This window comes from Photobacterium frigidiphilum, from assembly GCF_003025615.1.
In the GTDB taxonomy this organism is placed as follows: Bacteria; Pseudomonadota; Gammaproteobacteria; order Enterobacterales; family Vibrionaceae; genus Photobacterium; species Photobacterium frigidiphilum.
In genome coordinates, this window is the sequence record NZ_PYMJ01000012.1 from 66,722 (window position 1) to 90,311 (window position 23,590).

Annotated in this window: 14 protein-coding genes and 1 tRNA gene; 8 read left to right on the forward strand and 7 right to left on the reverse strand. The window is 41.9% G+C overall.

Features of this window, described 5'->3' with window-relative positions; all coding sequences use genetic code 11:
- Window positions 1–30: 30 nt before the first annotated feature.
- From rpoD to C9J12_RS13640, 5 genes are all read left to right on the forward strand, one after another.
- Window positions 31–1,869 carry an RNA polymerase sigma factor RpoD gene (rpoD, locus tag C9J12_RS13620; protein ID WP_107243217.1) on the forward strand — a complete coding sequence of 613 codons (1,839 nt, stop codon included), beginning with the start codon at window positions 31–33 and terminating at the stop codon, window positions 1,867–1,869.
- 185 nt (window positions 1,870–2,054) lie between these two features.
- Window positions 2,055–2,130: transfer RNA gene (locus C9J12_RS13625), tRNA-Ile, on the forward strand.
- A 402-nt stretch (window positions 2,131–2,532) separates the two neighbouring features.
- Window positions 2,533–3,468, forward strand: coding sequence for a chemotaxis protein CheV (locus tag C9J12_RS13630; protein WP_107243218.1), 936 nt, complete (start codon window positions 2,533–2,535; stop codon window positions 3,466–3,468).
- Window positions 3,469–4,302: 834 nt separating this feature from the next.
- Entirely contained in the window at window positions 4,303–5,715 is a 1,413-nt protein-coding gene (pykF, locus tag C9J12_RS13635) for a pyruvate kinase PykF (protein ID WP_107243219.1), read from the forward strand.
- 369 nt (window positions 5,716–6,084) lie between these two features.
- Window positions 6,085–6,708, forward strand: a complete 624-nt coding sequence (locus C9J12_RS13640; RefSeq protein ID WP_081470316.1) for an FCD domain-containing protein — start codon at window positions 6,085–6,087, stop codon at window positions 6,706–6,708.
- Between the two features lie 496 nt (window positions 6,709–7,204).
- On the opposite strand, the gene ilvN is transcribed toward C9J12_RS13640, so the two are convergent.
- The 7 genes from ilvN to C9J12_RS13675 all read right to left on the reverse strand — a co-directional run bounded on the left by ilvN (window position 7,205) and on the right by C9J12_RS13675 (window position 18,757).
- Window positions 7,205–7,702, reverse strand: a complete 498-nt coding sequence (ilvN, locus tag C9J12_RS13645) for an acetolactate synthase small subunit (protein ID WP_011217215.1) — start codon at window positions 7,700–7,702, stop codon at window positions 7,205–7,207.
- Window positions 7,702–9,420, reverse strand: a complete 1,719-nt coding sequence (locus C9J12_RS13650) for an acetolactate synthase 3 large subunit (protein ID WP_107243220.1) — start codon at window positions 9,418–9,420, stop codon at window positions 7,702–7,704. The genes ilvN and C9J12_RS13650 overlap by 1 nt, the downstream gene beginning before the upstream one ends.
- A gap of 551 nt (window positions 9,421–9,971) precedes the next feature.
- Window positions 9,972–11,786: an AMP-dependent synthetase/ligase gene (locus C9J12_RS13655; protein WP_107243221.1), complete on the reverse strand. Its 1,815-nt coding sequence runs from the start codon at window positions 11,784–11,786 to the stop codon at window positions 9,972–9,974.
- A 352-nt stretch (window positions 11,787–12,138) separates the two neighbouring features.
- Entirely contained in the window at window positions 12,139–13,095 is a 957-nt protein-coding gene (gene leuO / locus C9J12_RS13660) for a transcriptional regulator LeuO (RefSeq protein WP_107243222.1), read from the reverse strand.
- Window positions 13,096–13,665: 570 nt separating this feature from the next.
- The gene (locus C9J12_RS13665) at window positions 13,666–16,776 is read right to left on the reverse strand and encodes an efflux RND transporter permease subunit (RefSeq protein ID WP_107243223.1); all 3,111 of its coding nucleotides are present in this window, start codon (window positions 16,774–16,776) and stop codon (window positions 13,666–13,668) included.
- On the reverse strand, window positions 16,773–18,116 hold the full coding sequence (locus C9J12_RS13670; RefSeq protein WP_107243224.1) for an efflux RND transporter periplasmic adaptor subunit: 1,344 nt from the start codon (window positions 18,114–18,116) through the stop codon (window positions 16,773–16,775). Before C9J12_RS13670 ends, C9J12_RS13665 begins: the two co-directional genes overlap by 4 nt.
- The gene (locus tag C9J12_RS13675; protein ID WP_107243225.1) at window positions 18,113–18,757 is read right to left on the reverse strand and encodes a TetR/AcrR family transcriptional regulator; all 645 of its coding nucleotides are present in this window, start codon (window positions 18,755–18,757) and stop codon (window positions 18,113–18,115) included. Before C9J12_RS13675 ends, C9J12_RS13670 begins: the two co-directional genes overlap by 4 nt.
- Before the next feature lie 651 nt (window positions 18,758–19,408).
- Here C9J12_RS13675 and leuA point away from each other — a divergent pair.
- The 3 genes from leuA (at window position 19,409) to leuC (ending at window position 23,577) form a co-directional block, all read left to right on the forward strand.
- Window positions 19,409–20,959 (forward strand): 2-isopropylmalate synthase, encoded by a 1,551-nt coding sequence (gene leuA / locus C9J12_RS13680; RefSeq protein WP_107243226.1) that lies wholly within the window; start codon window positions 19,409–19,411, stop codon window positions 20,957–20,959.
- Between the two features lie 2 nt (window positions 20,960–20,961).
- Window positions 20,962–22,050: a 3-isopropylmalate dehydrogenase gene (leuB, locus tag C9J12_RS13685; RefSeq protein ID WP_011217207.1), complete on the forward strand. Its 1,089-nt coding sequence runs from the start codon at window positions 20,962–20,964 to the stop codon at window positions 22,048–22,050.
- Window positions 22,051–22,146: 96 nt separating this feature from the next.
- The gene (gene leuC / locus C9J12_RS13690) at window positions 22,147–23,577 is read left to right on the forward strand and encodes a 3-isopropylmalate dehydratase large subunit (RefSeq protein WP_107243227.1); all 1,431 of its coding nucleotides are present in this window, start codon (window positions 22,147–22,149) and stop codon (window positions 23,575–23,577) included.
- The last annotated feature ends 13 nt before the right edge of the window (window positions 23,578–23,590 follow it).

Here is a 23,590-nt window from a genome sequence, read left to right on the forward strand (position 1 = left end):
CTCACTCAGACCCGAAGTTGGATACCGTCTATGGAGCAAAATCCGCAGTCTCAGCTAAAGTTACTTGTCGCAAAAGGCAAAGAGCAAGGCTATCTGACCTACGCCGAAGTAAATGATCACCTACCGGAAGATATCGTAGACTCCGATCAGGTTGAAGACATTATCCAAATGATCAATGACATGGGCATCAAGGTTGTAGAAACTGCACCTGATGCCGATGAAATCATGATGACAGAAGATAATACAGATGAAGACGCTATTGAAGCGGCGGCTCAGGCATTATCTAGCGTAGAAAGCGAGATCGGTCGTACGACTGATCCTGTTCGTATGTATATGCGTGAAATGGGTACAGTAGAACTACTGACTCGTGAAGGCGAAATTGATATCGCCAAACGCATTGAAGATGGCATCAACCAAGTTCAGTGTTCTGTAGCAGAATACCCTTCAGCCATCGCTTACTTACTTGAACAGTTTGATAAAGTTGAAGCCGATGAGCTTCGTCTTACCGACATCATCTCTGGCTTTATTGATCCGAATGAAGAGCAAACTGCTGCACCAACAGCAACTCACATCGGTTCAGAGCTAAGTGAAAAAGATCTTGCAGACGAAGACAAAAATCTAGAAACAGACGAAGATGACGAGGAAGAGGAAGACACTGGTATTGATCCAGAACTTGCTCGTGAAAAGTTCCTTGAGCTACGCCACTCGTACGAAAAAATGGCATTAGCCATCAATACGCATGGTCGTCACAATGCAACGACTGAAGTCGCTGTAGGTGAGCTTTCTGAAATTTTTAAGCAATTCCGTTTAATTCCAAAACAGTTTGATAAACTTGTTCGCTCACTACGCGATTCAATGGATAAAGTACGCACGAACGAGCGTCTTATCATGCGTATGTGTGTTGATAACAGCAAAATGCCAAAGAAGACATTCATTAAATTCTTCGCTGGTAATGAGTCATCTCCAGACTGGATTGATGAAGCACTAAACTCTGGCAAGCCATACGCAGAGCGTCTAAAGATCTATGAAGAAGATCTTCGTCGTTCATCGCTTAAATTGCGTATTCTTGAAAAAGAAACAGGCTTATCAATTGAGCGTATAAAAGACATCAGCCGTCGTATGTCTATCGGTGAAGCAAAAGCGCGCCGAGCGAAGAAAGAGATGGTTGAAGCAAACTTACGTTTGGTTATTTCGATTGCGAAAAAGTACACCAACCGTGGTCTACAATTCTTGGATCTAATCCAGGAAGGTAACATCGGTCTGATGAAAGCTGTTGATAAATTTGAATACCGTCGTGGTTATAAGTTCTCGACTTATGCAACGTGGTGGATTCGTCAGGCGATCACTCGCTCGATTGCTGACCAAGCACGTACTATCCGTATCCCAGTGCACATGATTGAGACGATCAATAAATTGAATCGTATTTCTCGTCAAATGCTACAGGAAATGGGTCGTGAGCCTATTCCGGAAGAGTTGGCTGAGCGCATGCAAATGCCTGAAGACAAAATCCGTAAAGTGCTTAAGATTGCGAAAGAACCAATCTCAATGGAAACACCAATTGGTGATGATGAAGATTCACACCTAGGCGACTTCATTGAAGATAATACGCTACAGCTTCCAATGGATGCAGCAACAGCAACTAACTTGCGTGCGGCAACTAACGATGTTCTAGCGGGTCTTACGCCACGTGAAGCGAAAGTACTTCGTATGCGTTTTGGTATCGATATGAACACTGACCACACTCTAGAAGAAGTGGGCAAGCAGTTCGACGTAACGCGTGAGCGTATTCGTCAAATCGAAGCCAAAGCATTACGTAAACTTCGTCACCCAAGCCGTTCAGACGTGCTACGTAGCTTCCTTGACGAGTAACCCACGAGTCATTGGTAGTTAATAAAAAGCGAGCTAATAAGCTCGCTTTTTTTATGGCAGTGAATTAGAAACGCTTTATTTATAAGCCTTTATAAATAAAGTGTTAACTGCCTAAAAAGCAAACAGAACATCTGCTTTATTCACTAGACAAGATCGAAAGCATCCCCTATAATCTCTCGCACACTGGCCCCTTAGCTCAGTGGTTAGAGCAGGCGACTCATAATCGCTTGGTCGTCTGTTCAAGTCAGACAGGGGCCACCAAATTCTGAAAAGGCTTATAGAGAAATCTATAAGCCTTTTCTGCTTCTGGCCTTTCCATCTACCCCGCAGAAATCTATCAGCAAGTTTCCACCAATCAACACTTCTACCTGCAATCCAATAGTACATATCACAAGCCATACTCTTTCATGTATCCACACAACTAACCAACGGCATACCACTCTCTAGCCCATTCGTAACTGGCAAAAAACCAATGAGCGGTTACTAACAAAAACAAAGAAATAGATCTGTTTATATATAAATTATGCATGGTAGTTTACGTTATGTTCAAATAATCAATGTTATTGTTTGATTAGATGCTTATGATGCGAGAAACTTGTGCTTGCTTCGTTGTGTAACTTCACACGCATAAAAAACAGGCTTTCTTTAGGTGGAAATATAAGTATGTCAAACTCCAATATTTTAGTTGAATCTGGAACTAATGAACTAGAAATTGCCGAATTTCAAATCATTAAAGAATTGCCCGATGGCGGAACGAAAGTAAACAGCTATGGCATTAATGTAGCTAAAGTGCGGGAAGTTATTCGTTATCCCGAAATGACGGATTACCCGAAAGGCAATAAGCATATAGTCGGGGTTTTTAAGTCAAGAGATAAGGTTACCCCTCTAATCCATTTAGCTAAATGGTTAGGGTTATCCGAAAAACAACCATCATCCAACCAATTTGTTATCGTCACCGACTTTAATGGCGTGACAAACGGCTTTTTAATTGACTCCATTAGCCGTATTCACCGAGTTTCATGGTCTGATTTAGAAGCGGCTAGCGAGATATCTTTAGCAGGAGAAGATAATTGCATTGTGGCTTCAGTTAATTTAGATGATCGACTAGTGTTTATTCTAGATTTTGAACTGATTATTGCAGAGATGAATTCAGATATTAATATGAGTCAATATAACCTCAGTACAGACAACAATGTTGACTTATCACCAGAGAAAAAAAGAAGAAGAGCACAACATACAATCCTAATCGCGGATGACTCTAAGTTTATATTGGAGCAATTAAGTAATGTTGTTTCTGAGTCTGGTTATCTGATTGAAACAGCTACCGATGGTGAGCAGGCACTTAAATCTTATGAATCGAATAAACAAAATATTAGCGTTATTGTCTCTGATGTAGAGATGCCAAAAGTAGATGGCTTATATTTATGCAAAACTATAACAAGCCAGCCAAATCATCCACCAGTGTTAATTTTCTCGTCGACGATGACAAAAGAAAATAAACTGAAGGCATTCGAAGTTGGCGCTACAGAAACGTTAACCAAACCTGAAATTCATAGATTAATTCCATTGCTTGATGAGCTGCTATTCCCTAACGGATAAGTCTTACATCGACACCATGCAATTTTTCGATTAAAGCCAATAAATGTACGTTTATTGGCTTCTATCTATACCCACAGCATCACCAATTAAATCAAAGACATATTAACTCTACCCATTACCTGATGCCCTACAAGACCACGTCAAATTCAAACTTACTACCTCGTATCATGATAAAGCAAAAACCCAACAAGCGTGGAATGAACCGCAATGTGAACTCTAGATTCATTACCGCCGACGCCGTCAACGCGTCGTAACAGATAAAACGGTATTCCCTTACAGCAGACTACTCATTAAAATGTAACAAAATTTCGCTACCCTGATGCCTTAGTAACAATCTTAATGACGAAATAACGCACTGTGATAACGAAATAAGGAAGGTTGTTTGTAAAAAATAGCGAAAAACCACTCAACAATTGACGAATGACAAAACTTTATTCCTGATAACATACATAATTGTCCTACATTGCTTTGAATATCCGCACAAAAAACATGACAGCTATCACAAGGTGATAACGGATAGGAAATCTGCTATACTAGTTGCTTGTTTATCACTTGATTTTATGAAAATAAGGTCAATTAGTGAGAGCAATAGAGAGAGAAAATGACAATTTATGATCAACAGAGATGCCTTATGAAAGTGAATAACTTACTTTCATAAGGCAATATTTTTGTAAAAATTTTGTATTATCATCGCAGTCGAAAGCCAGCAAGTTACAGTTTTGTGATTAGCCTCTCAACTTGAGGTCGTTATTCAACATTATTGGTGCCTCGCTTTCAGGTATAACACTGTGATTAAATTTCCCTTGGGTAAAGATTGTCTGGAGACTGTCCTCAATGAAAAAGACCAAGATCGTATGTACGATTGGACCAAAAACTGAATCTGTAGAAATGCTGACTAAACTAGCTAACGCTGGTATGAACGTAATGCGTTTAAACTTCTCTCACGGTAACTTCGAAGAACACGGTCAACGTATCGTAAACCTACGTGAAGTAATGGCTGCATCTGCTCAGCCTCTAGCTATCTTGCTAGATACTAAAGGTCCTGAAATTCGTACTATCAAACTAGAAAATGGCGAAGATTTCGCTCTAGTTGCTGGTCAAGAATTCACATTCACAACTGATATTACAGTTGTTGGCAACCAAGACTGCGTTGCAGTAACTTACCCAGGTTTCGCTAAAGACCTTACTAAAGGTAACATCATCCTTGTTGATGATGGTCTTATCGAAATGGAAGTACTAGAAACAACTGAAACTGAAGTTAAGTGTAAAGTACTTAACAACGGTGACCTTGGTGAAAACAAAGGTGTTAACCTACCTGGCGTTTCTGTAAAGCTTCCTGCTCTTTCTGAAAAAGATAAAGCAGACCTAGTATTCGGTTGTGAGCAAGGCGTTGATTTCGTTGCTGCATCTTTCATTCGTAAAGAAGATGATGTTAAAGAAATCCGTGCTCTACTTACTGCTAACGGTGGCGAGAAGATTCAAATCATCTCTAAAATCGAAAACCAGGAAGGCGTTGATAACTTTGACTCTATCCTAGAAGCTTCTGACGGTATCATGGTAGCTCGTGGCGACCTTGGTGTTGAAATCCCAGTAGAAGAAGTTATCTTTGCTCAGAAGATGATGATCGAGAAATGTAATCGCGCACGTAAAGTTGTTATCACTGCAACTCAAATGCTTGATTCTATGATTAAGAACCCACGTCCAACTCGCGCAGAAGCGGGTGACGTTGCGAACGCAATCATGGATGGTACAGATGCAGTAATGCTTTCTGGTGAATCAGCTAAGGGTAAATACCCAATTGAAGCTGTAACTATCATGGCTCAAATCTGTAAGCGTACAGATTCAGTGTTAAAAGCAGAATTAGGTTCTCGTCTAGACAGCTCTCGTCTACGTATTACTGAAGCTGTATGTAAAGGCGCAGTAGACACTTCAGAGAAGCTAAATGCTCCTCTAATTATTGTTGCTACTGAAGCGGGTAAATCTGCACGCTCTATCCGTAAGTACTTCCCAACAGCGAAAATTATTGCTGTAACTACAAACCAGAAAACAGCTGCTCAGCTTTGTCTAACGAAAGGTGTTACACCTATCGTTGTTGATGCTATCGACAGCACTGATGCATTCTACAGTCGCGGTAAAGAGATCGCGCTAGAAACTGGTCTTGGCGCTAAAGGCGATATCGTTGTTATGGTATCTGGCGCACTAGTTCCTTCTGGTACAACTAACACAGCTTCTGTACACGTACTTTAAGTCGTATACTGAGTTTTAAAATGGGAGCTTCGGCTCCCATTTTTGTATCTGGCGTCTGATAAAGCATCGAATACTCACACTTTTCTATATCCTCCCTATCCGCATTTACTCACAAATTCATCTTTTCTATATCGCACCCTAACCTCATAAATCGTATACTTCATAATAAGCAGATACTTCTAAGGTATAAATCGTCACTCGCTGGTATTACAATTTCCACCAGAGCGACTAGCCTAATAAGTAATACTTTCTTGCTGACTAATATTCATCGAAATATCCTATGCAAATGAAAACTCATACTTAGCATTAGGGAATAACAATAAAAATGAGAGGAATTTAGTGTCTAGCCCTACTTTGACTAATAAAATTATGGAAGTTATACGACAAGATATTCTGCTTGGAGAGCTTTCTCCGGGCCAAAAGCTTGTCGTTGCCGACTTAAAAGCACGCTATAACGTCGGAGCCTCACCCATTCGCGAAGCGCTGGTTCAATTGTCATGGAAAAAATACGTCAAATTCGCCCCTCAAAAAGGCTGCTGGGTTGCCCCCATTTCGGTAGATGAACTTGAAGATCTGTTTGAGACTAATCTGATTTTATCTCGCGTATTATTAGAACGAGCAATCATCAATGGTGACGAGGCATGGGAACTCAATATTCTCACTACCTATCACAAGTTAAGCAAAATAAATCCTGCGGCATCAGACGTTGATTTTACAGAATGGGAAGATCGGCACAGTGAATTCCACCTCGCTTTACTTGCGGGCAGCCAATCACCGGTAATGCTGGAACTATATCGTGAAGTTTATGAGCAAATTGAACGTTACCGTCACGTCTGGGTAAGCCGCAATCGCCACTATGAAGAGCGTTATCATGATAATGGTGAACATGACGCGATGATGAAAGCTGTGCTAGGGCGAGATACACAACGGGCACTCGATTTACTTAATAATCACTTTAAGCGAGCTGTCGAAATCATTAAAGCATACATCTAATTCTTATATCGATTGCCATTTAACGGACACCGATAGATAAAGCTCGATCTCCATGATCGAGCTTTCTGCAACCGAACTTCATCACCGTTACATACATTCATCAAATAGGCAGCTACCAGCCAAAAATTTCCTTATGATGCGTATTCAATAGAAGTACTGCGAGTAGAAAATAAATCGCACTCACCTTAAAACCAAGTATCAATAAACACAGGCTCATAAATCGCACTAGAAATTTGTTTACCATTATCAATCCTCCTCTATAAGCAAGAATCCTTTCGCACTAACCTCTCTGCATTCCATGTACCAAGATTTAATCAATACAGAGTCACTATTAGACTTTAGTCTAATAGACGTACTTTGAGCACTGTTTGTATCAATATCACTACTTTTTCAACGGCTGAATCTTGAAACGTCAACATGCCCTAATGACAGGCAAAAAATAAGCCCGATATAGGGTTTACCTACATCAAGCTTATTTAGTACGTCTAATTTAATATTATGCTTTTAGTGCGCGCTCTCCACGAGCAATACCGACAACACCACTCCGTGCTACTTCAACAATATCTGTAGCCTCGCTAACTGCAGCAATGAATGCATCTAACTTTTCACTCGTGCCTGCTAGCTGAATAGTGTAAATCTGGCTTGTAACATCAACAATTTGACCGCGGAAAATATCTGCCGTACGTTTCACTTCAGCACGGGCAAAGCCACTCGCTTTCACCTTAACTAACATTAGCTCTCGCTCTAAATGTTCAGCTTCGGTTACATTACTCACTTTCAAAATATCAATGAGCTTATGTAATTGCTTCTCAATTTGTTCATAAACAGCATCATCTTCAACATGAGTCGTAATGTTTAAACGTGATAATGTTGAATCGTCTGTCGGTGCAACAGTCAGTGTTTCAATGTTATAGCCACGCTGAGAGAACAGACCGACAACTCGAGAAAGTGCGCCGGGTTCATTTTCTAGTAATACCGATATAATTCTGCGCATTATGTTCTCTCCGTTTTGCTTAACCACATTTCGCTCATTGAACCGCCACGGATCAACATTGGATATACATGCTCGGTTTCATCAATACTAATATCAACGAACACCAACTTATCTTTCATGGCTAGCGCTTTTTCCAACTCGCTATCCAGTTTCGCGGGATCTGAAATACGCACCCCAACATGTCCGTAAGCTTCTGCGATTGCAGCAAAATCAGGCACTGAATCCATATACGAATGTGAGTGACGACCTTGATAAATCATATCTTGCCACTGTTTTACCATACCAAGAAAACGGTTATTTAAGTTGATGATTTTAACAGGGATATCGTACTGAAGCGCCGTTGATAACTCTTGAATATTCATCTGAATACTACCGTCACCAGTCACACAAACAACTTCTGCATCAGGTAAGGCAAATTTCACCCCCATGGCAGCAGGAAGACCAAAGCCCATGGTGCCAAGGCCACCCGAATTAATCCAACGACGTGGTTTATCAAATGGATAATACAATGCTGCAAACATCTGGTGCTGGCCAACATCAGAGGCAACATATGCATCGCCATTGGTTAACTTATAAAGCGATTCAATAACCTGCTGAGGCTTAATACGCTCGTTATTACTTTCATAACTTAAACACTTACGTGAACGCCATGACTCAAGATCTGCCCACCAACTCGCTATCGCCTCTTGGTCATTACTGCTCTCTTGCTCATCGAGCATTTTAAGCATGCAATCTAGAACCGTTTCTGCAGAGCCTACAATCGGAATATCCACCGCGATGGTTTTTGAGATAGAAGATGGATCGATATCGATGTGCATGATCGTGGCATTTGGACAATATTTATCAACATTGTTCGTTGTTCGATCATCAAAACGAACACCAATACCAAAGATCAAATCCGCATTATGCATCGCCATATTAGCTTCGTATGTACCGTGCATGCCTAACATGCCAAGACAGTTTTTATGCGTACCTGGGAATGCACCTAACCCCATCAGTGTATTAACGACAGGAAGATTCAGCGATTCTGCTAATTTTAAGATTTGCTGATCACATTCAGAAATAACAGCACCGCCACCAACATACAGAACAGGCTTCTTCGCAGATAATAGTGCTTTTAGACCACGCTTAATCTGACCTTTGTGCCCTTGCGTTGTTGGGTTATACGAACGCATCGCAATCGATTCTGGATATTGATAAGGGTAAGTTTCAGCTGGGTTCAGCATATCTTTAGGGATATCGATAACAACAGGACCAGGGCGGCCGCTAGAGGCTATATAAAAAGCTTTTTTGATAATCTCAGGGATATCTTCAGCTTTTTTAACTAAGAAGCTGTGCTTCACAACAGGTCGAGAAATACCTACCATGTCACACTCTTGGAAGGCATCATTACCAATCAAGTTACTCATAACCTGACCAGAAAAAACAACCATAGGGATAGAATCCATGTAGGCCGTCGCAATACCAGTGATTGCATTCGTCGCACCAGGGCCTGATGTAACAAGCACTACACCCACATCACCTGTAGCACGAGCATAACCATCTGCCATGTGTACAGCAGCTTGCTCGTGGCGGACGAGTACGTGTTCGATATCACTCTTCTCATGCAGAGCATCGTAAATATCCAGTACTGAGCCACCAGGGTATCCGAAGATATGCTTTACGCCTTGATCGATCATTGAACGAACGATCATGTCTGCGCCAGACAACATTTCCATATTCTGTCTCCAGGTTGATTACACCCTCCCGTATAGCTAATTACTTTCAACACACTCTTTTGCTATTTACGTCAACGACTACGACATCCTATTAGAAACGTTGTAACGGTAATCGCACTGTAAAGCCTGTTTATGGTGTAAATAATGAGCTATACGGGGTGATATAACATAGTTAGGGCTTATTTTTAGCCTAAATTGAAATCATCATTTTTTCATTCTATGCGAACGACCACTATCAATAACAAGTTATCGTTACCCGCAACAACTGTAACGCTTTTTTAGCAATTAAGTCTATCGGTGAAAGTGACTTCACATCATTGCTCTATAAGTTAGTTAATTTCACTGTATTCATTTCAATTAACGATCTAAAAACAGACCTTATAAACTGTAATAGATTATAAATTTAGTGAATAACGCTTTTAGGAAAGTTGTTTCGGGGAATAAGATATTGAAAAATTAGTCGTATCGCAGAGGGGCTGTTTATTCAGTTACCATAACGCAGATACAACAAAGGAGCCTTTCGGCTCCTTTATGTGAATAAATAATGGCGTTTACTTGTTGGCTTTTCGATGGCTCTCTTCGTACATACGCTCAATTTCTTGATGGTAGCGATCATGAATCACTTTACGACGCAATTTTTGCGTTGGTGTAAGTTCACCTTTATCCATTGAGAAAGCCTTAGGTAGCAAGGTGATTTTTTTCACTTGCTCAAATCGTGCTAAATCTTTTTGTAGCTCTACAACACGTTTTTCAATTAGCTCAACAATTTGGCTATTTTTAACCAATTCAAGACGGTCTTTATACTTAATATTCAGCTCTCGAGCGTGCTCTTCCAGCGTATCAAAACAAGGGACAATCAAGGCAGATACAAATTTTCGGGTATCTGCAATAACAGCGATTTGCTCAATGAAATGATCTTTGCCGATGGCACCTTCAATCACTTGTGGTGCAATATATTTACCACCAGACGTTTTCATCAACTCTTTAATGCGGTCGGTAATAAATAAGTTACCTTGCTCATCAAAATGACCCGCATCACCGGTTTTAAGAAAGCCATCTTCAGTGAAGTTCTTCGCCGTTTCTTCTGGCATATTATAATAGCCGCGCATCACCATTGGGCCACGCACGAGTATTTCGTTATTTTCGCCGATCTTAATTTCAGCACCAGGCATAGCCATGCCAATTGAATCAGGATTAAAACACTGATCATCCCAGCACGATACTGTTGCCGTTGTCTCGGTCATACCGTAACCAAGTTTCACGTTAATCCCGATAGCATGGAAAAAGCGCCCAATGCTTTCATCAAGTTTAGCACCACCACATGGCATGAATTTGATGTTCCCACCCAGAATATCGCGTAATTTTGCCAACACGAGCTTATTGGCAAGATTATGACTCATGGTGAGTAATTTCGACGGCTGACGGTGTTCTTGATGACATACTGCCATACGTGCCCCCATATTCACCGCCCAAGTAAAGACCAATTTACGGTGAAAGGGTGCACGAGATACTTTGTCATGCACTGTCGAGTAAATTTTCTCATATACGCGTGGAACAGCAGCCATCACATTGGGTTTAACTTCTGCTAATGCTTCTTTCAGCTGATTAGTATCAGTTAAATAATGGTTTATCGCACCACGATGCAGAACATAAAACGTCCATGCTCGTTCAAAGACATGCGATAAAGGCAGAAAACATAAAGACGTATCGCCTTCATCTAACGACAGGTTCTGATCATGCCCGACTAACTGAGCTGCAATGTTAGCGTAATCAAGCATGACACCTTTTGGCGTACCTGTTGTGCCTGAGGTATAAATCAGCGTCAGCAAGTCATCCATCGCGGTGTCATTAAGACGCTGCTGAAGTTCAGCCTCCAGCTCTGGAGTAGCAGTACGAAGGAAATCATTAAAGCTGCATACTAGAGAATTATCAGGTAGCACCAAATCATCAGATAAAGTGACAATACGCTCTAATTTCGGACACCCTTCGGCAATACCAATCGCGGCATCAAGTTGCGCTTGTTCACCAACAAATAAGATACGGACATCGGCATCATTAAGCACATACGCTGCTTGCTGAGGTGTATTCGTCGGATAGATAGGAACAATAACACAGCGGTTATAAAGCGCGGCAAAGTCAGTCACCGTCCAACGGGGCATGTTGTTAGAGAAAATGGCGACTTTATCTTGGACATTCATACCATGAGCCAGCATTGCAATTGCTAGTTGCTGGATCTGCTCACCAAACTCATTCCAAGTTATATCTTGCCATTGTTCCTGTGCCTGATGACGCAAAGCAACCTTATCGCCTAAACGAGCAACTTGGGTACGAATTCGGTTTACTATATGAAAGTCGTGTTCAGCCATAACTACCTATCCATTCTAGCTTACACTTGTAAGCTCACTTGAGTTTTGAAGTCTACAGTTGGTGTAAAAAAAGGCAACCATAAAGGGATATATTTTATTTTTTATGTAGTTTTGATCTCAGTAGTAACCCTTGTCAGTACAGGCTTTATACGAGTTTTTAATAGAAATTAAACAAGTGTAAGAAAGTGCAACAAACTAAGAATATAAGCCGATGTTAAAACACAGCATAAGATTCATTATTCATTTAAGTTTAGCGGGAATATAAGATGAAAAAGAAATGACTACGGACTGTTAAGGGTAAAATAAAAAAACCGACTTTCGCCGGCTTTATGTGATTCGGAAGAGAACAATATTAAGCAGTCGTATCGCCACAAATACTTAATAACTGATCACGCATCCAGATATGGCCTTTATCTTTTTGTGAAGACTCATGCCAGCTTAAGTAACCACTTACTGTTGCAGACTCAAATGGTAGCGGCAACACTTTAAGTTGTAGGTTTTCTGCAACTGATTCAGCTAACCAACGAGGGGCTACAGCCACTAATTCAGACTGACCAACCACATACATAATGTTGCTTAGGCTAGCGCCTTGGTAAGCTTGCTGACAAGAAACCAGCTTATTATAGATATGATCTGCAAACATCTTTACACCTGGCATCGACTTTAATACCGCATGCATTTCTGATGTAAATTCTGCTTCAGAAATACTGTCGCCAATACGTGGGTGGTTGCCTGCAGCAATCACAACAAGTTCATCGCTAAATAATTCTGTACTACAAAAGCCAGGTTCATCGAAGCGCACGTAATCAATAACAAAATCGATTTCTTGGTAACGCATTTTCTGTGTTAATTCTGCGTCGAGTTCCGCTTCAAGCTGCATACGAATGCTCGGTGCTTGCTCTGTTACATCACGGAAAATACGTGGCGCAAAACGCATATCTGATGGGCTACATAGCGCCAGCTTAAAAGTACGCGTTGATGTTTCTGGCGAAAAAATTGACGATGGTAATTCATTCTTCACCAATTGCAGTGCTTGGCGAATTGGACCAAATAATTGCTTTGCACGTTGTGTTGGCTGAATACCACGTCCATGACGAATAAAGAGTTCATCGTTAAACATGACTTTAAGACGCGCAACCGCATTACTGACTGCAGGTTGAGACATTCCTAAATTATGAGCTGCTCTAGTAATATTCTGCTCTTGCATAACAGCATCAAAAACAGTCAACAAATTAAGGTCAACACTTCTTAAATTTGATTCCATCGTGTAATTATCAGTAGGGTGAATAGAAGAGCTTCTACGCGTCATGTCTTGCCTCTAAAATAAATATACTGGGGCGCATTAGGAATGCCATTGCCTGAATTTTAAGAGCCAATAACTTACTCTCAAATATGTTCCCCTCAGTAGGGATGCCCACAGTATTATTCAAATAGATTGATGAAACCAATACCCAATCTCATGCAAATGTAACCATCGATGAATAAGAATCTAAATTCAGAATACAAACCAATATAATTCATGATGATAAGTGTGTTCTAAAAAGATCAAAAATAACTATAATTAATATAAATATATGCTTATAAGTGATTTTCTCTTTCTTTTTAACGAATTTAACAACAATTAAAAGCACCTTTTTCATCACTGCCACACTCATTAATAAGTGTCAGTTATTAATAATGAGCAATGAGAATTCCAAGTTAGCGGGTAGTTTTCTGTCATGTTTTCACTGACTACATCAGGAAAAATCACTTGCCTCCAGAGGTGTTTCCATAATTCATCACAGTGATATTACTCCCCCATTTACATCAATCCCCCCCTTGCGCATTGATGTAAATGGGGATGAAAACCTTCTCGGCTTAAGCTTGTTTTTATTGAGGCTTAAGCCGCTAATGTTTGATGCTTTTTCACTAAGCCAAAATCAGCTAAAATGGCGTAAGCCGCAGGTATCATGAACAGTACCAACAAGGTCGAGGTGAAAATACCAAACACAATGGAAATAACCAAAGGCTGTATCACCTGTGCCTGTAAGCTCGTTTCTAACAGTAGAGGTAATAAGCCGGCAGCCGTCGTCAACGATGTTAAAAAGACCGCTCTGAAACGTTCACGGCTGGCTTTTACAACTGCATCATGCACAGAATCACCATCATCAACATGATGTCGAATGTATTGCACCAGCAAAATTGAATCGTTTACCACAACCCCAGCTAATGATACGAACCCCATAATACTCGGCATACTTAACGCATGACCTAACAACCAATGCCCCCACAACACCCCTATCAAAGCTAATGGAATGGCTAGCAACACAATGAAAGGTTCAAGGTAACTTCGGAACTGAAAGCTCAGTATGACAAATACACCAAAGATCCCCATAGCAAAACCAACCCCCATCGATTGTCCGGTTTCTGCAGTATCTTTTGCCTCGCCTTCAAAATTGAAACGTAAATTTGGGTACTTCAGTTTTAACTGAGGCATTAAACCGTTACGAAACGCTTTTAATATTTCAGTAGAACTCACTTTGCTACTTTCTAAATCAGCAAAGACACTCAAGGTTCGTAAACCATTTACCCGTTGAATTCGAACATAATTTCGTTGATATTCTAATATCGATATAGAGGCTAATGGAATTTGGCTTCCATCACTTAACATTATTGGAAAGCTGGCTAGAGTTTGTAAATTCGCCGCTTCTTGCTTATCAAACCGTACTTCAACCTCAATATTTTCAGGACCGATTTGGATTTCATCTGCTGTTTGACCAAAATATGCAGCACGCAACTGGGTCGCAATCATCTGTCCATCAACCCCAAAGCTTTCAGCCCCCGGACGTAGCTTCACCAGCACCTCTTGCTTACCCATTCGCATGTCATCAAGAATACCAAACACGCCATCAAATTGACTGAGGTATTGCTGAATCTCAATAGAGGCAGCTTTCAATTCGGTGAGATCATCGTTTTGCATCTGAATTTCAACCGCTCGCCCACCAGGCCCCATCACGGGTTGCTTAAACACTAAAGAAACAGGATCGGCAATTGTGCCTATTTCATTTCGCCACGCTGCAACGAACTCATCGATCACCGTATTTCGAGCTTCTGCACCACGCAAATCTAACCGTACGGTGGCAACATGTGGGCCGCTCTCATCGGCATCTGGGTTAAAATTATATTGCTCGGTAATATGCTCGACAAGCGTATTGCCATCCTCTTGTTTGTCGCTCCATTCCATATTGAGTTTTTCAGCGGCGATAACAATTGTCTGTACAACCTTTTCAGTTTGAGCCAATGACGAACCGGGTGGCAATATCACCCTCGCTTCTGCTATATCACCATCAAGCTCTGGAAAGCCGACAAACTTTAGCGCCCCACCAGCCAGTAATGACAGCGAAATAAACAGCATCGCAATCACACTGCCTAGGAATAAATAACGCCAACGCACCACAGCTTCAACCGCAGAAACTAACTGATTATTACGAAAGGAATCAAACTTATTCAAAAACCACACTTTAAAAGCAATATCTGGTTTTTCATGCTCTTTTTGCTTTTGTAACGAATGACTTAGGTGATGCGGTAAAATTAAAAAAGCTTCCACTAGGCTCAATGTGAGCACCAAAATGAGCACCTGAGGCACCACTTTCAATACTGCCCCCATTTCCCCTTCAAGAAACAATAAGCTACCGAAAATACACACAGTGGTTAAATACGACGATAAAACACCAGGAAAAACTTTTTTCACCCCATTTGTCACCGCATTGGTGATAGATTGCCCCCGCTCAAGATGCGCAGCGATAGATTCAGCGATCACGATGGCATCATCCATCATGATACCAATTGCCATCAGTAGAGCGACTAAAGACATGATGTTGATGGATAAGCCAAGCCCTGCCATCAGAAATAAGCTACCAAGAAAAGCAACAGGTAAACCAGCCGCAACCCAGAACGAATATCGGAAAGTGAAGAACAACCACATAGTGGCGAAAACCAGCACAACCCCTTGCCAACCATTGCGTACCATCATGGTAAGACGATCCCACAGCACTGATGACAAGTCATTGGTCATACTCAGGGTAACCCCAGTGGGTGCTATTTTTCTTTCGTCGTCAACAAATTGCTGCACACGGTCTTTAATGCGCAATGCATCATCTGCTTTATTTTTACTGATTTTCAAAATCGCAGATGGCTTGCCATCAAATAAGATCTTTTGTTCATCAAGCTCGAAACGATCTGTCAGGGTGGCAATATCACCCAAACGTAATACCCCGCCCTCACTATCAGCACCAATAACCGTATTTGCCAAAGCGGTCGGTGTGATCTTTTGCTCATCAAAGCGGATCAATAAATTCTTATCGCCTAACTCAATGTTTCCACTGGGTAACTTGATGTTTTGTCGTGCTAAACGATCGGCAATATCACCCACACTTAATCCGAGTTGACGAATTGCCGCTTCTTTTAGTTCAATCCGGATCTGATGATCTGAAAAGCCGCCCACCGCAACTAACGACACACCATAATCCAATTTCAGTTTGCGCTTCAGATCTTCGGCGTAGGCTTTAAGTTGTGGCCAGCTGGTATCAGCACTGATCGCCACATCCACAACGGGTTCATTCCAATCTAATTCACGTACGATGGGAGATTCAATTTCATTCGGAAAATCATTAATGCCATTAATTTGAGTTTGTACATCCACTAACATTCGCGACACCACATCACTATTCGTTAGTTTCAATACTAGGGATGCAGATCCTTCAACAGCTTCACAGCGCGTTTCCACGATATTGGATAACCCATCAACAGCATCTTCCATTCGCATACAAATGCTTTCTTCGACTTCTTGGGGCGAAGCGCCAGGGTAAATAACAGATGCAATAATATAAGCGGGGGAAAACTCAGGAAATGTCTCACGTTTAATTTGCGGTAGTGCCACTAAACCCAGCAGCAACAGCGCTAGCATTAATAAATTAGCCGCGGTAGGGTGGCGCGAAAAATAACGAATCATTGGGCTGTATCTCCTAATGCTTCGTTATTTGGGGCGATCTTTTTACCGTTACGTGTCACGACTTTCACAGCCATACCCGACACTGCAGGTAATAAATCATTGAGTATCAACAACTGCTGATCAACAAGATCACCCCCAACAACCACCATGCCATCACGACGGAATAAAACGGTCACCGTTTGAATTTTTAGCGCGTTATTATCAACGGTATAAATTTTATCGCCATGAAGCGCACGCTCCGGAATAACCCAATGAAGGTTAGCTTGCCCTTCAATTTTCGCCTCAACAAACATGCCATTGACTAAGGGTGGCGCAGACTCGGGAACTAATGCGCTATAGTCTTGTTCTACTTCAATAATCACCCCAACCGTGGCTTGAGTAACACTCACGGTATCACTAATGCGGGTCACCGTTGCTGGCCACAACTGCTGAAAACTACCGCTGGATAATTGAATACTGGCGGTGAGCGCCAGCTGATCTGCCCGCGGGCGTCCATCGGCATGGGCTGTATATTGGGTTAAGCTTGATGCCAAGACTTGCATATCGTGCAGAGCGACTTGCGCATCCACTTCGACTTTCTCAATGCCGTATGCGACTAACATTGATTGCTGAAGATTAACCACCTGATTTTGTTCAATATCAACATTTGATATACGTACATCAATGGGTAAAGTGATCACTGTTTTTTCTAATGATCGTTTTGCCTCAGCAACACGTGACTCATTTACATATAGCTGAGCTAACGTAACATTACGTTCATTAGGTAAAATAAATAACTGGTTTTCAATGTCTTGAACTGTTTTTTGATTAGATAACCAAGACTGCTTTTCTAAATCGAGTTCAGATTGTGAGGTAAGCCCTTTACGGCGTAATTCTTCTTTACGAGTCACTTCTTTTTTACTGATCACTAAACGATTTTTTTCAATTTTAAGAGTGGATTTTAAATTCTCTTCCTCTTGCACCAACTTAGCTAATTGCGCCTGACTAGAACGTAAGTCGGCCTCTGCTTGTGCTAACGTCAATTCATAATCAAGGGGATCAATTTTTATAATTACCGTTCCCGCATCCATCACACGGCCTTTTTCTAGATTAGGGTGGCGATAAATTACTTTTCCGGTGACTTCAGCAATGGCTTGCCATTCAACTTTAGGCTTTATTCGCCCAAAACCACTGACTAAAGGCGCTATTGACTGTTGTTGTAATTGAATAACATCGACAGCACGCTCTCGACTAGCCGCTGCTTTTACAGAAGGGGATGGGCGCCACTTTATTGCCACCACTAAAACCATGATGCCGAATAAAATGGCGGGTACTAGCAGTAACTTCCTGTTTAATTTCATGCTGAACTGTCCTCTGTTTCAGCTAAGATCCCTTGCGTTAATACTCTTACATTATGGTCTGCTAATTCCATTAAGTACGCTTCATCTAATTTAATACCTTGTAATTCAAGCATGGCGGGAGGCGCTACAAATGGAAAGACCATCATGCTAATAAACGTCATTCTGGCTTTGTCAGGGTTAATGCCTTCTCGCAATTGACCTTTCAACTTCATTGGTTTAAACATTAATTCAGTTGCCGAATCTGCAATATTACTGAACATATTTTCAATCGTTTGCCGCTGCAATGCACCAGGCTCCATCATCATGGCGCGAGAGATTAATTTAGGCAGGTCTGGATTTGGTGCCATAATGCGGTAATAAGTTCGCATTAATTCACCAATACTTTCTATGTCTCCCTTGTTTAACACCTTTGCAAATTGACTTTGAATAGGCTCAACAGTTTCACGTAGCATGGTTTCAAACAACCCCGCTTTGTTACCGAAGTAATAACGGATGAGTGCCACATTAACATCAGCACGGGTTGCTATCATACGCGTAGACACTTTACTGTATGGCAGTGCAACAAACAGTAACCTCGCTTGATGAATCAAGCGCTGTCTTGCATCAGATTCTCCCGTTGGACGCCCAGCCTTTCCTGCCATAATCTTTTATCTACCTTTTTGATATTCAAATGCACCAGCCGTTCATGATGTCGATATCACACCATAAAATGATGTCCCTGAAATTATTAATCACCTGATTAATAATTTACTCGATCAACCGCTATTTCGGTCACTTAATTTATTCACTCTAATTTAATCAAATGATTAATTAATGACAGTGACTCTCTTTGCACTCTGAAGATTCCTCGCCACTTTCATCACTCAACTGTTACATGAATGGAAACAATAAAATAAGGTATACGTATCAAACACGGATTCCGATTCATTAAAGTAATACCATGTCAAAATAACTGCCGGGTCAAACCCAAATTAAAAACAGATTAAAATCATACAATTAGTCATTATATGCAAATAAATAGTCAATTAATGGTTGACGATCGTCCTGTCTATTTGGTATTCATTTGTTAATCAATTTTGTGGAAGTCATTTAAAAAATGAAAAATCGTTTCTCTTTACTCTTAAGCCTCCTCCTTATCGTGAATAATTCGCGCGGGTAGCTTATAGGTGAGAAACACCACATAAGAATCTAAAAACCCGCGCAGTCTGCGCGGGTTTTTGCATATTACAGAACCAGCGCAAGCGGATGCAGACTAAGCCTTACACAGGCAGGCCAATAAAAAGGAAGTAGCAATGAAAGATCAGGTCATTATTTTCGATACCACTCTACGCGACGGTGAACAGGCTCTATCCGCTAGCTTAACGGTAAAAGAGAAACTACAAATTGCCTATGCGCTAGAGCGTTTAGGGGTTGATGTAATCGAAGCCGGCTTCCCTATCTCATCGCCAGGTGATTTCGAATCGGTGCAAACCATTGCCAAGCACATCAAAAACAGCCGCGTATGTGCGCTGTCTCGTGCGGTTGCGAAAGATATTGATGTTGCCGCTGAATCGCTAAAAGTGGCGGAAGCTTTCCGTATCCATACTTTCATTTCTACCTCTACTATCCACGTACAAGACAAACTACGCCGCAGCTATGACGATGTTATCGAGATGGCTATTGCTGCTGTTAAACGTGCACGTAACTATACCGATGACGTTGAATTTTCTTGTGAAGATGCAGGCCGTACACCTATCGATAATCTGTGTCGTATGGTTGAAGCGGCAATCAATGCGGGTGCTCGTACCATTAATATTCCAGACACGGTTGGCTACACCCTACCGAACGAATTTGGTGGCATCGTGGCACAGCTGTTCAACCGCGTTCCTAACATCGACAAAGCCATTATCTCGGTACACTGTCATGACGACCTAGGTATGTCTGTTGCCAACTCAATGGCAGCGGTACAAGCGGGCGCACGTCAGGTAGAAGGCACGATCAATGGTTTGGGTGAACGTGCAGGTAACTGTTCACTAGAAGAAATTGCGATGATCATTAAGACGCGTTCTGATTTCTTGGGCGTCGAAACTAACATCAAGCACAATGAAATTCACCGTACCAGCAAAATGGTAAGCCAGCTGTGTAACATGCCAATTCAAGCCAACAAAGCAATTGTCGGCGCGAATGCCTTTAGCCACTCATCTGGCATTCACCAAGATGGCATGATTAAAAATAAGAACACCTACGAGATCATGACCCCCGAGTCGATTGGTCTTAAAAATCAAGCGCTGAATCTAACCAGCCGCTCTGGTCGTGCAGCAGTAAAGAACCACATGGACACTCTGGGCTATATCGACGGTGACTATAATCTAGATACCTTGTACGCCGATTTCTTGAAGCTTGCCGATCGTAAAGGTCAGGTTTTCGATTACGACTTAGAAGCACTAATGTACTTCGCTAATCTTCGTGATGAAGATGACTTCTTTAAGTTGAACTACCTAAGTGTTCAGTCGGGTAGCATCATGGCGACCACCAGCATTAAATTACAGTGTGGTGACGAAGAGAAATGTGAAGCCGCTGTTGGCAATGGTCCTGTCGACGCGTTATACCAATGTATCTACCGCCTAACCGGTTATGAGATTGCGCTAGATAAATTCGACCTTACCGCAAAAGGTGAAGGCGAAGACGGCTTAGGCCAAGCAGACATTATTGCGAACTACAAAGGTCGCAAGTACCACGGTACTGGTTTAGCAACAGATATCGTTGAAGCATCAGGCCAAGCGCTGCTTCACGTGATCAATAGCATTTACCGTGCAGAACAAATTGCAGAAATTAAACAGAAATCAAAAATGGAGACAGTATAACCATGGCAGGTACATATAAAATTGCCGTTTTACCGGGTGACGGTATTGGTCCAGAAGTCATGCTACAAGCGCATAAAGTATTGGATGCGGTTGAAGAAAAGTTCGGTTTTACCCTAGAACGTTCTGAGCATGATGTCGGCGGTATTGCGATTGATAACCATGGTTGTCCATTACCCGAATCAACAATGAAAGGTTGTGAAGAATCGGATGCAATCCTATTTGGTTCAGTCGGTGGCCCTAAGTGGGAACACCTAGCACCTAACGATCAACCAGAACGTGGTGCGCTATTGCCATTACGTAAGCACTTCCAACTATTTTGTAACCTACGCCCTGCGCAAATTCACAGTGGCTTAGAGGGCTTCTCACCGCTACGTGCCGACATTTCTGAGCGTGGTTTCGATATCGTGGTTGTGCGCGAACTAACAGGTGGCATTTACTTTGGCCAACCTAAAGGACGTGAAGGCGAAGGTCCACAAGAGAAAGCGTACGATACCGAAATTTACCACCGTTACGAAATCGAACGTATTGCACGTATTGCCTTTGAATCTGCGATGCTACGTGAAAAAAACGTGTATTCGATTGATAAAGCCAACGTTCTACAAAGCTCAATTTTATGGCGCGAAGTGGTTGAAGAAGTCGCGAAAGACTACCCAGAAGTGACGCTAAACCACATGTACATTGATAACGCGACCATGCAGCTAATCAAAGATCCCTCTCAGTTTGATGTGATGCTGTGTTCTAACATCTTTGGTGACATCATCTCTGATGAATGTGCAATGATCACTGGTTCTATGGGCATGCTACCTTCAGCGAGCCTTAACCAAGAAAAATTTGGTATGTATGAACCCGCTGGTGGTTCAGCACCTGACATTGCAGGCAAAAACATTGCTAATCCTGTGGCACAAATTCTATCTGCAGCGTTAATGCTACGTTACAGCCTTGATGAAGAAAAAGCCGCACGTGCGATAGAGCAAGCCGTATCTCAAGCGCTAGAAGCAGGCGAACTAACGGCCGATCTAGCTGGTAAAGGTGCAGCACTAAGCACTAGCGAAATGGGCGATAAAATCGCAGCTTATATTCGTCAAGCTTAAGATTCATCGCTAAGTACTCGATATCAATTGTACCTGTCGTTAAACACGCATATAAAAAGTGAAACGACAGGTATTAATGACAAGGAACATCGAACAATGTCAGCAAAAACCGGAACATCAAAAACACTGTATGAAAAAGTCTACGATGCCCACGTCGCGGTAGCTGCAGAAGGTGAAAACCCAATACTGTATATTGACCGCCACTTGGTACACGAAGTGACATCACCGCAAGCCTTTGATGGTTTGCGTGAAAAAGGTCGCAAGGTTCGCCAAATCGGTAAGACCTTCGCAACCATGGATCATAACGTTTCAACCCAAACAAAAGATATTAATGCGTCGGGTGAAATGGCACGTATCCAAATGGAAACCCTAGCAAAAAACTGTGAAGAGTTTGGTGTCACCCTATATGACCTAAACCATAAGTATCAGGGCATTGTGCATGTCATGGGACCAGAACTTGGCATCACTTTACCGGGTATGACCATTGTTTGTGGTGACTCACACACTGCCACTCATGGTGCATTTGGCTCATTAGCATTCGGTATTGGTACCTCAGAAGTCGAACATGTACTTGCAACGCAAACATTGAAGCAAGCACGTGCTAAAACCATGAAAATCGAAGTGGTTGGTAAAGTCGCAAAAGGCATTACCGCTAAAGATATCGTACTGGCAATCATTGGTAAAACAACGGCAGCTGGCGGTACAGGTTATGTGGTTGAATTCTGCGGTGAAGCTATTACCGATCTAACAATGGAAGGTCGTATGACCGTCTGTAACATGGCAATCGAATTAGGTGCTAAAGCCGGCCTTATTGCCCCAGACCAAACCACTTACGACTACATTAAAGATCGTAAATTTTCACCGACAGATGCAAACTTTGATGCTGCCGTCGAGTACTGGAAGACCTTAAAAACAGATGATGGTGCCACGTTTGATGCCGTTGTTACGCTAGACGCTAAAAATATCAAACCGCAAGTCACTTGGGGCACAAACCCAGGTCAAGTTATTGCTATTGATGAGTTAATTCCTGGTCCTGACAACTTCAGCGAGCAAGTTGATAAAACATCAGCTGCAAAAGCACTGGCCTACATGGGATTAGAAGCAGGCAAGAAATTATCTGATTTTGATATTGATAAAGTCTTTATCGGTTCTTGTACCAACTCTCGTATCGAAGACATGCGTGCAGCAGCAGCGATTGCCAAGGGGCGTAAAGTCGCAGCAAATGTTCAGGCATTGGTTGTTCCGGGCTCAGAGCAAGTAAAAGCACAAGCTGAAAAAGAAGGATTAGATAAGATCTTCATTGAAGCTGGTTTTGAATGGCGCCTACCTGGTTGTTCAATGTGTTTGGCAATGAATAATGACCGCTTAGGGCCTAAAGAGCGCTGTGCTTCAACAAGTAACCGTAACTTCGAAGGTCGTCAAGGCCGTGATGGTCGTACTCATTTAGTCAGCCCAGCGATGGCAGCAGCAGCAGCATGTGCTGGTCACTTTGTTGATATCCGCGACTTAGATAACGCAACGGCTTAATCAATAAGGAACG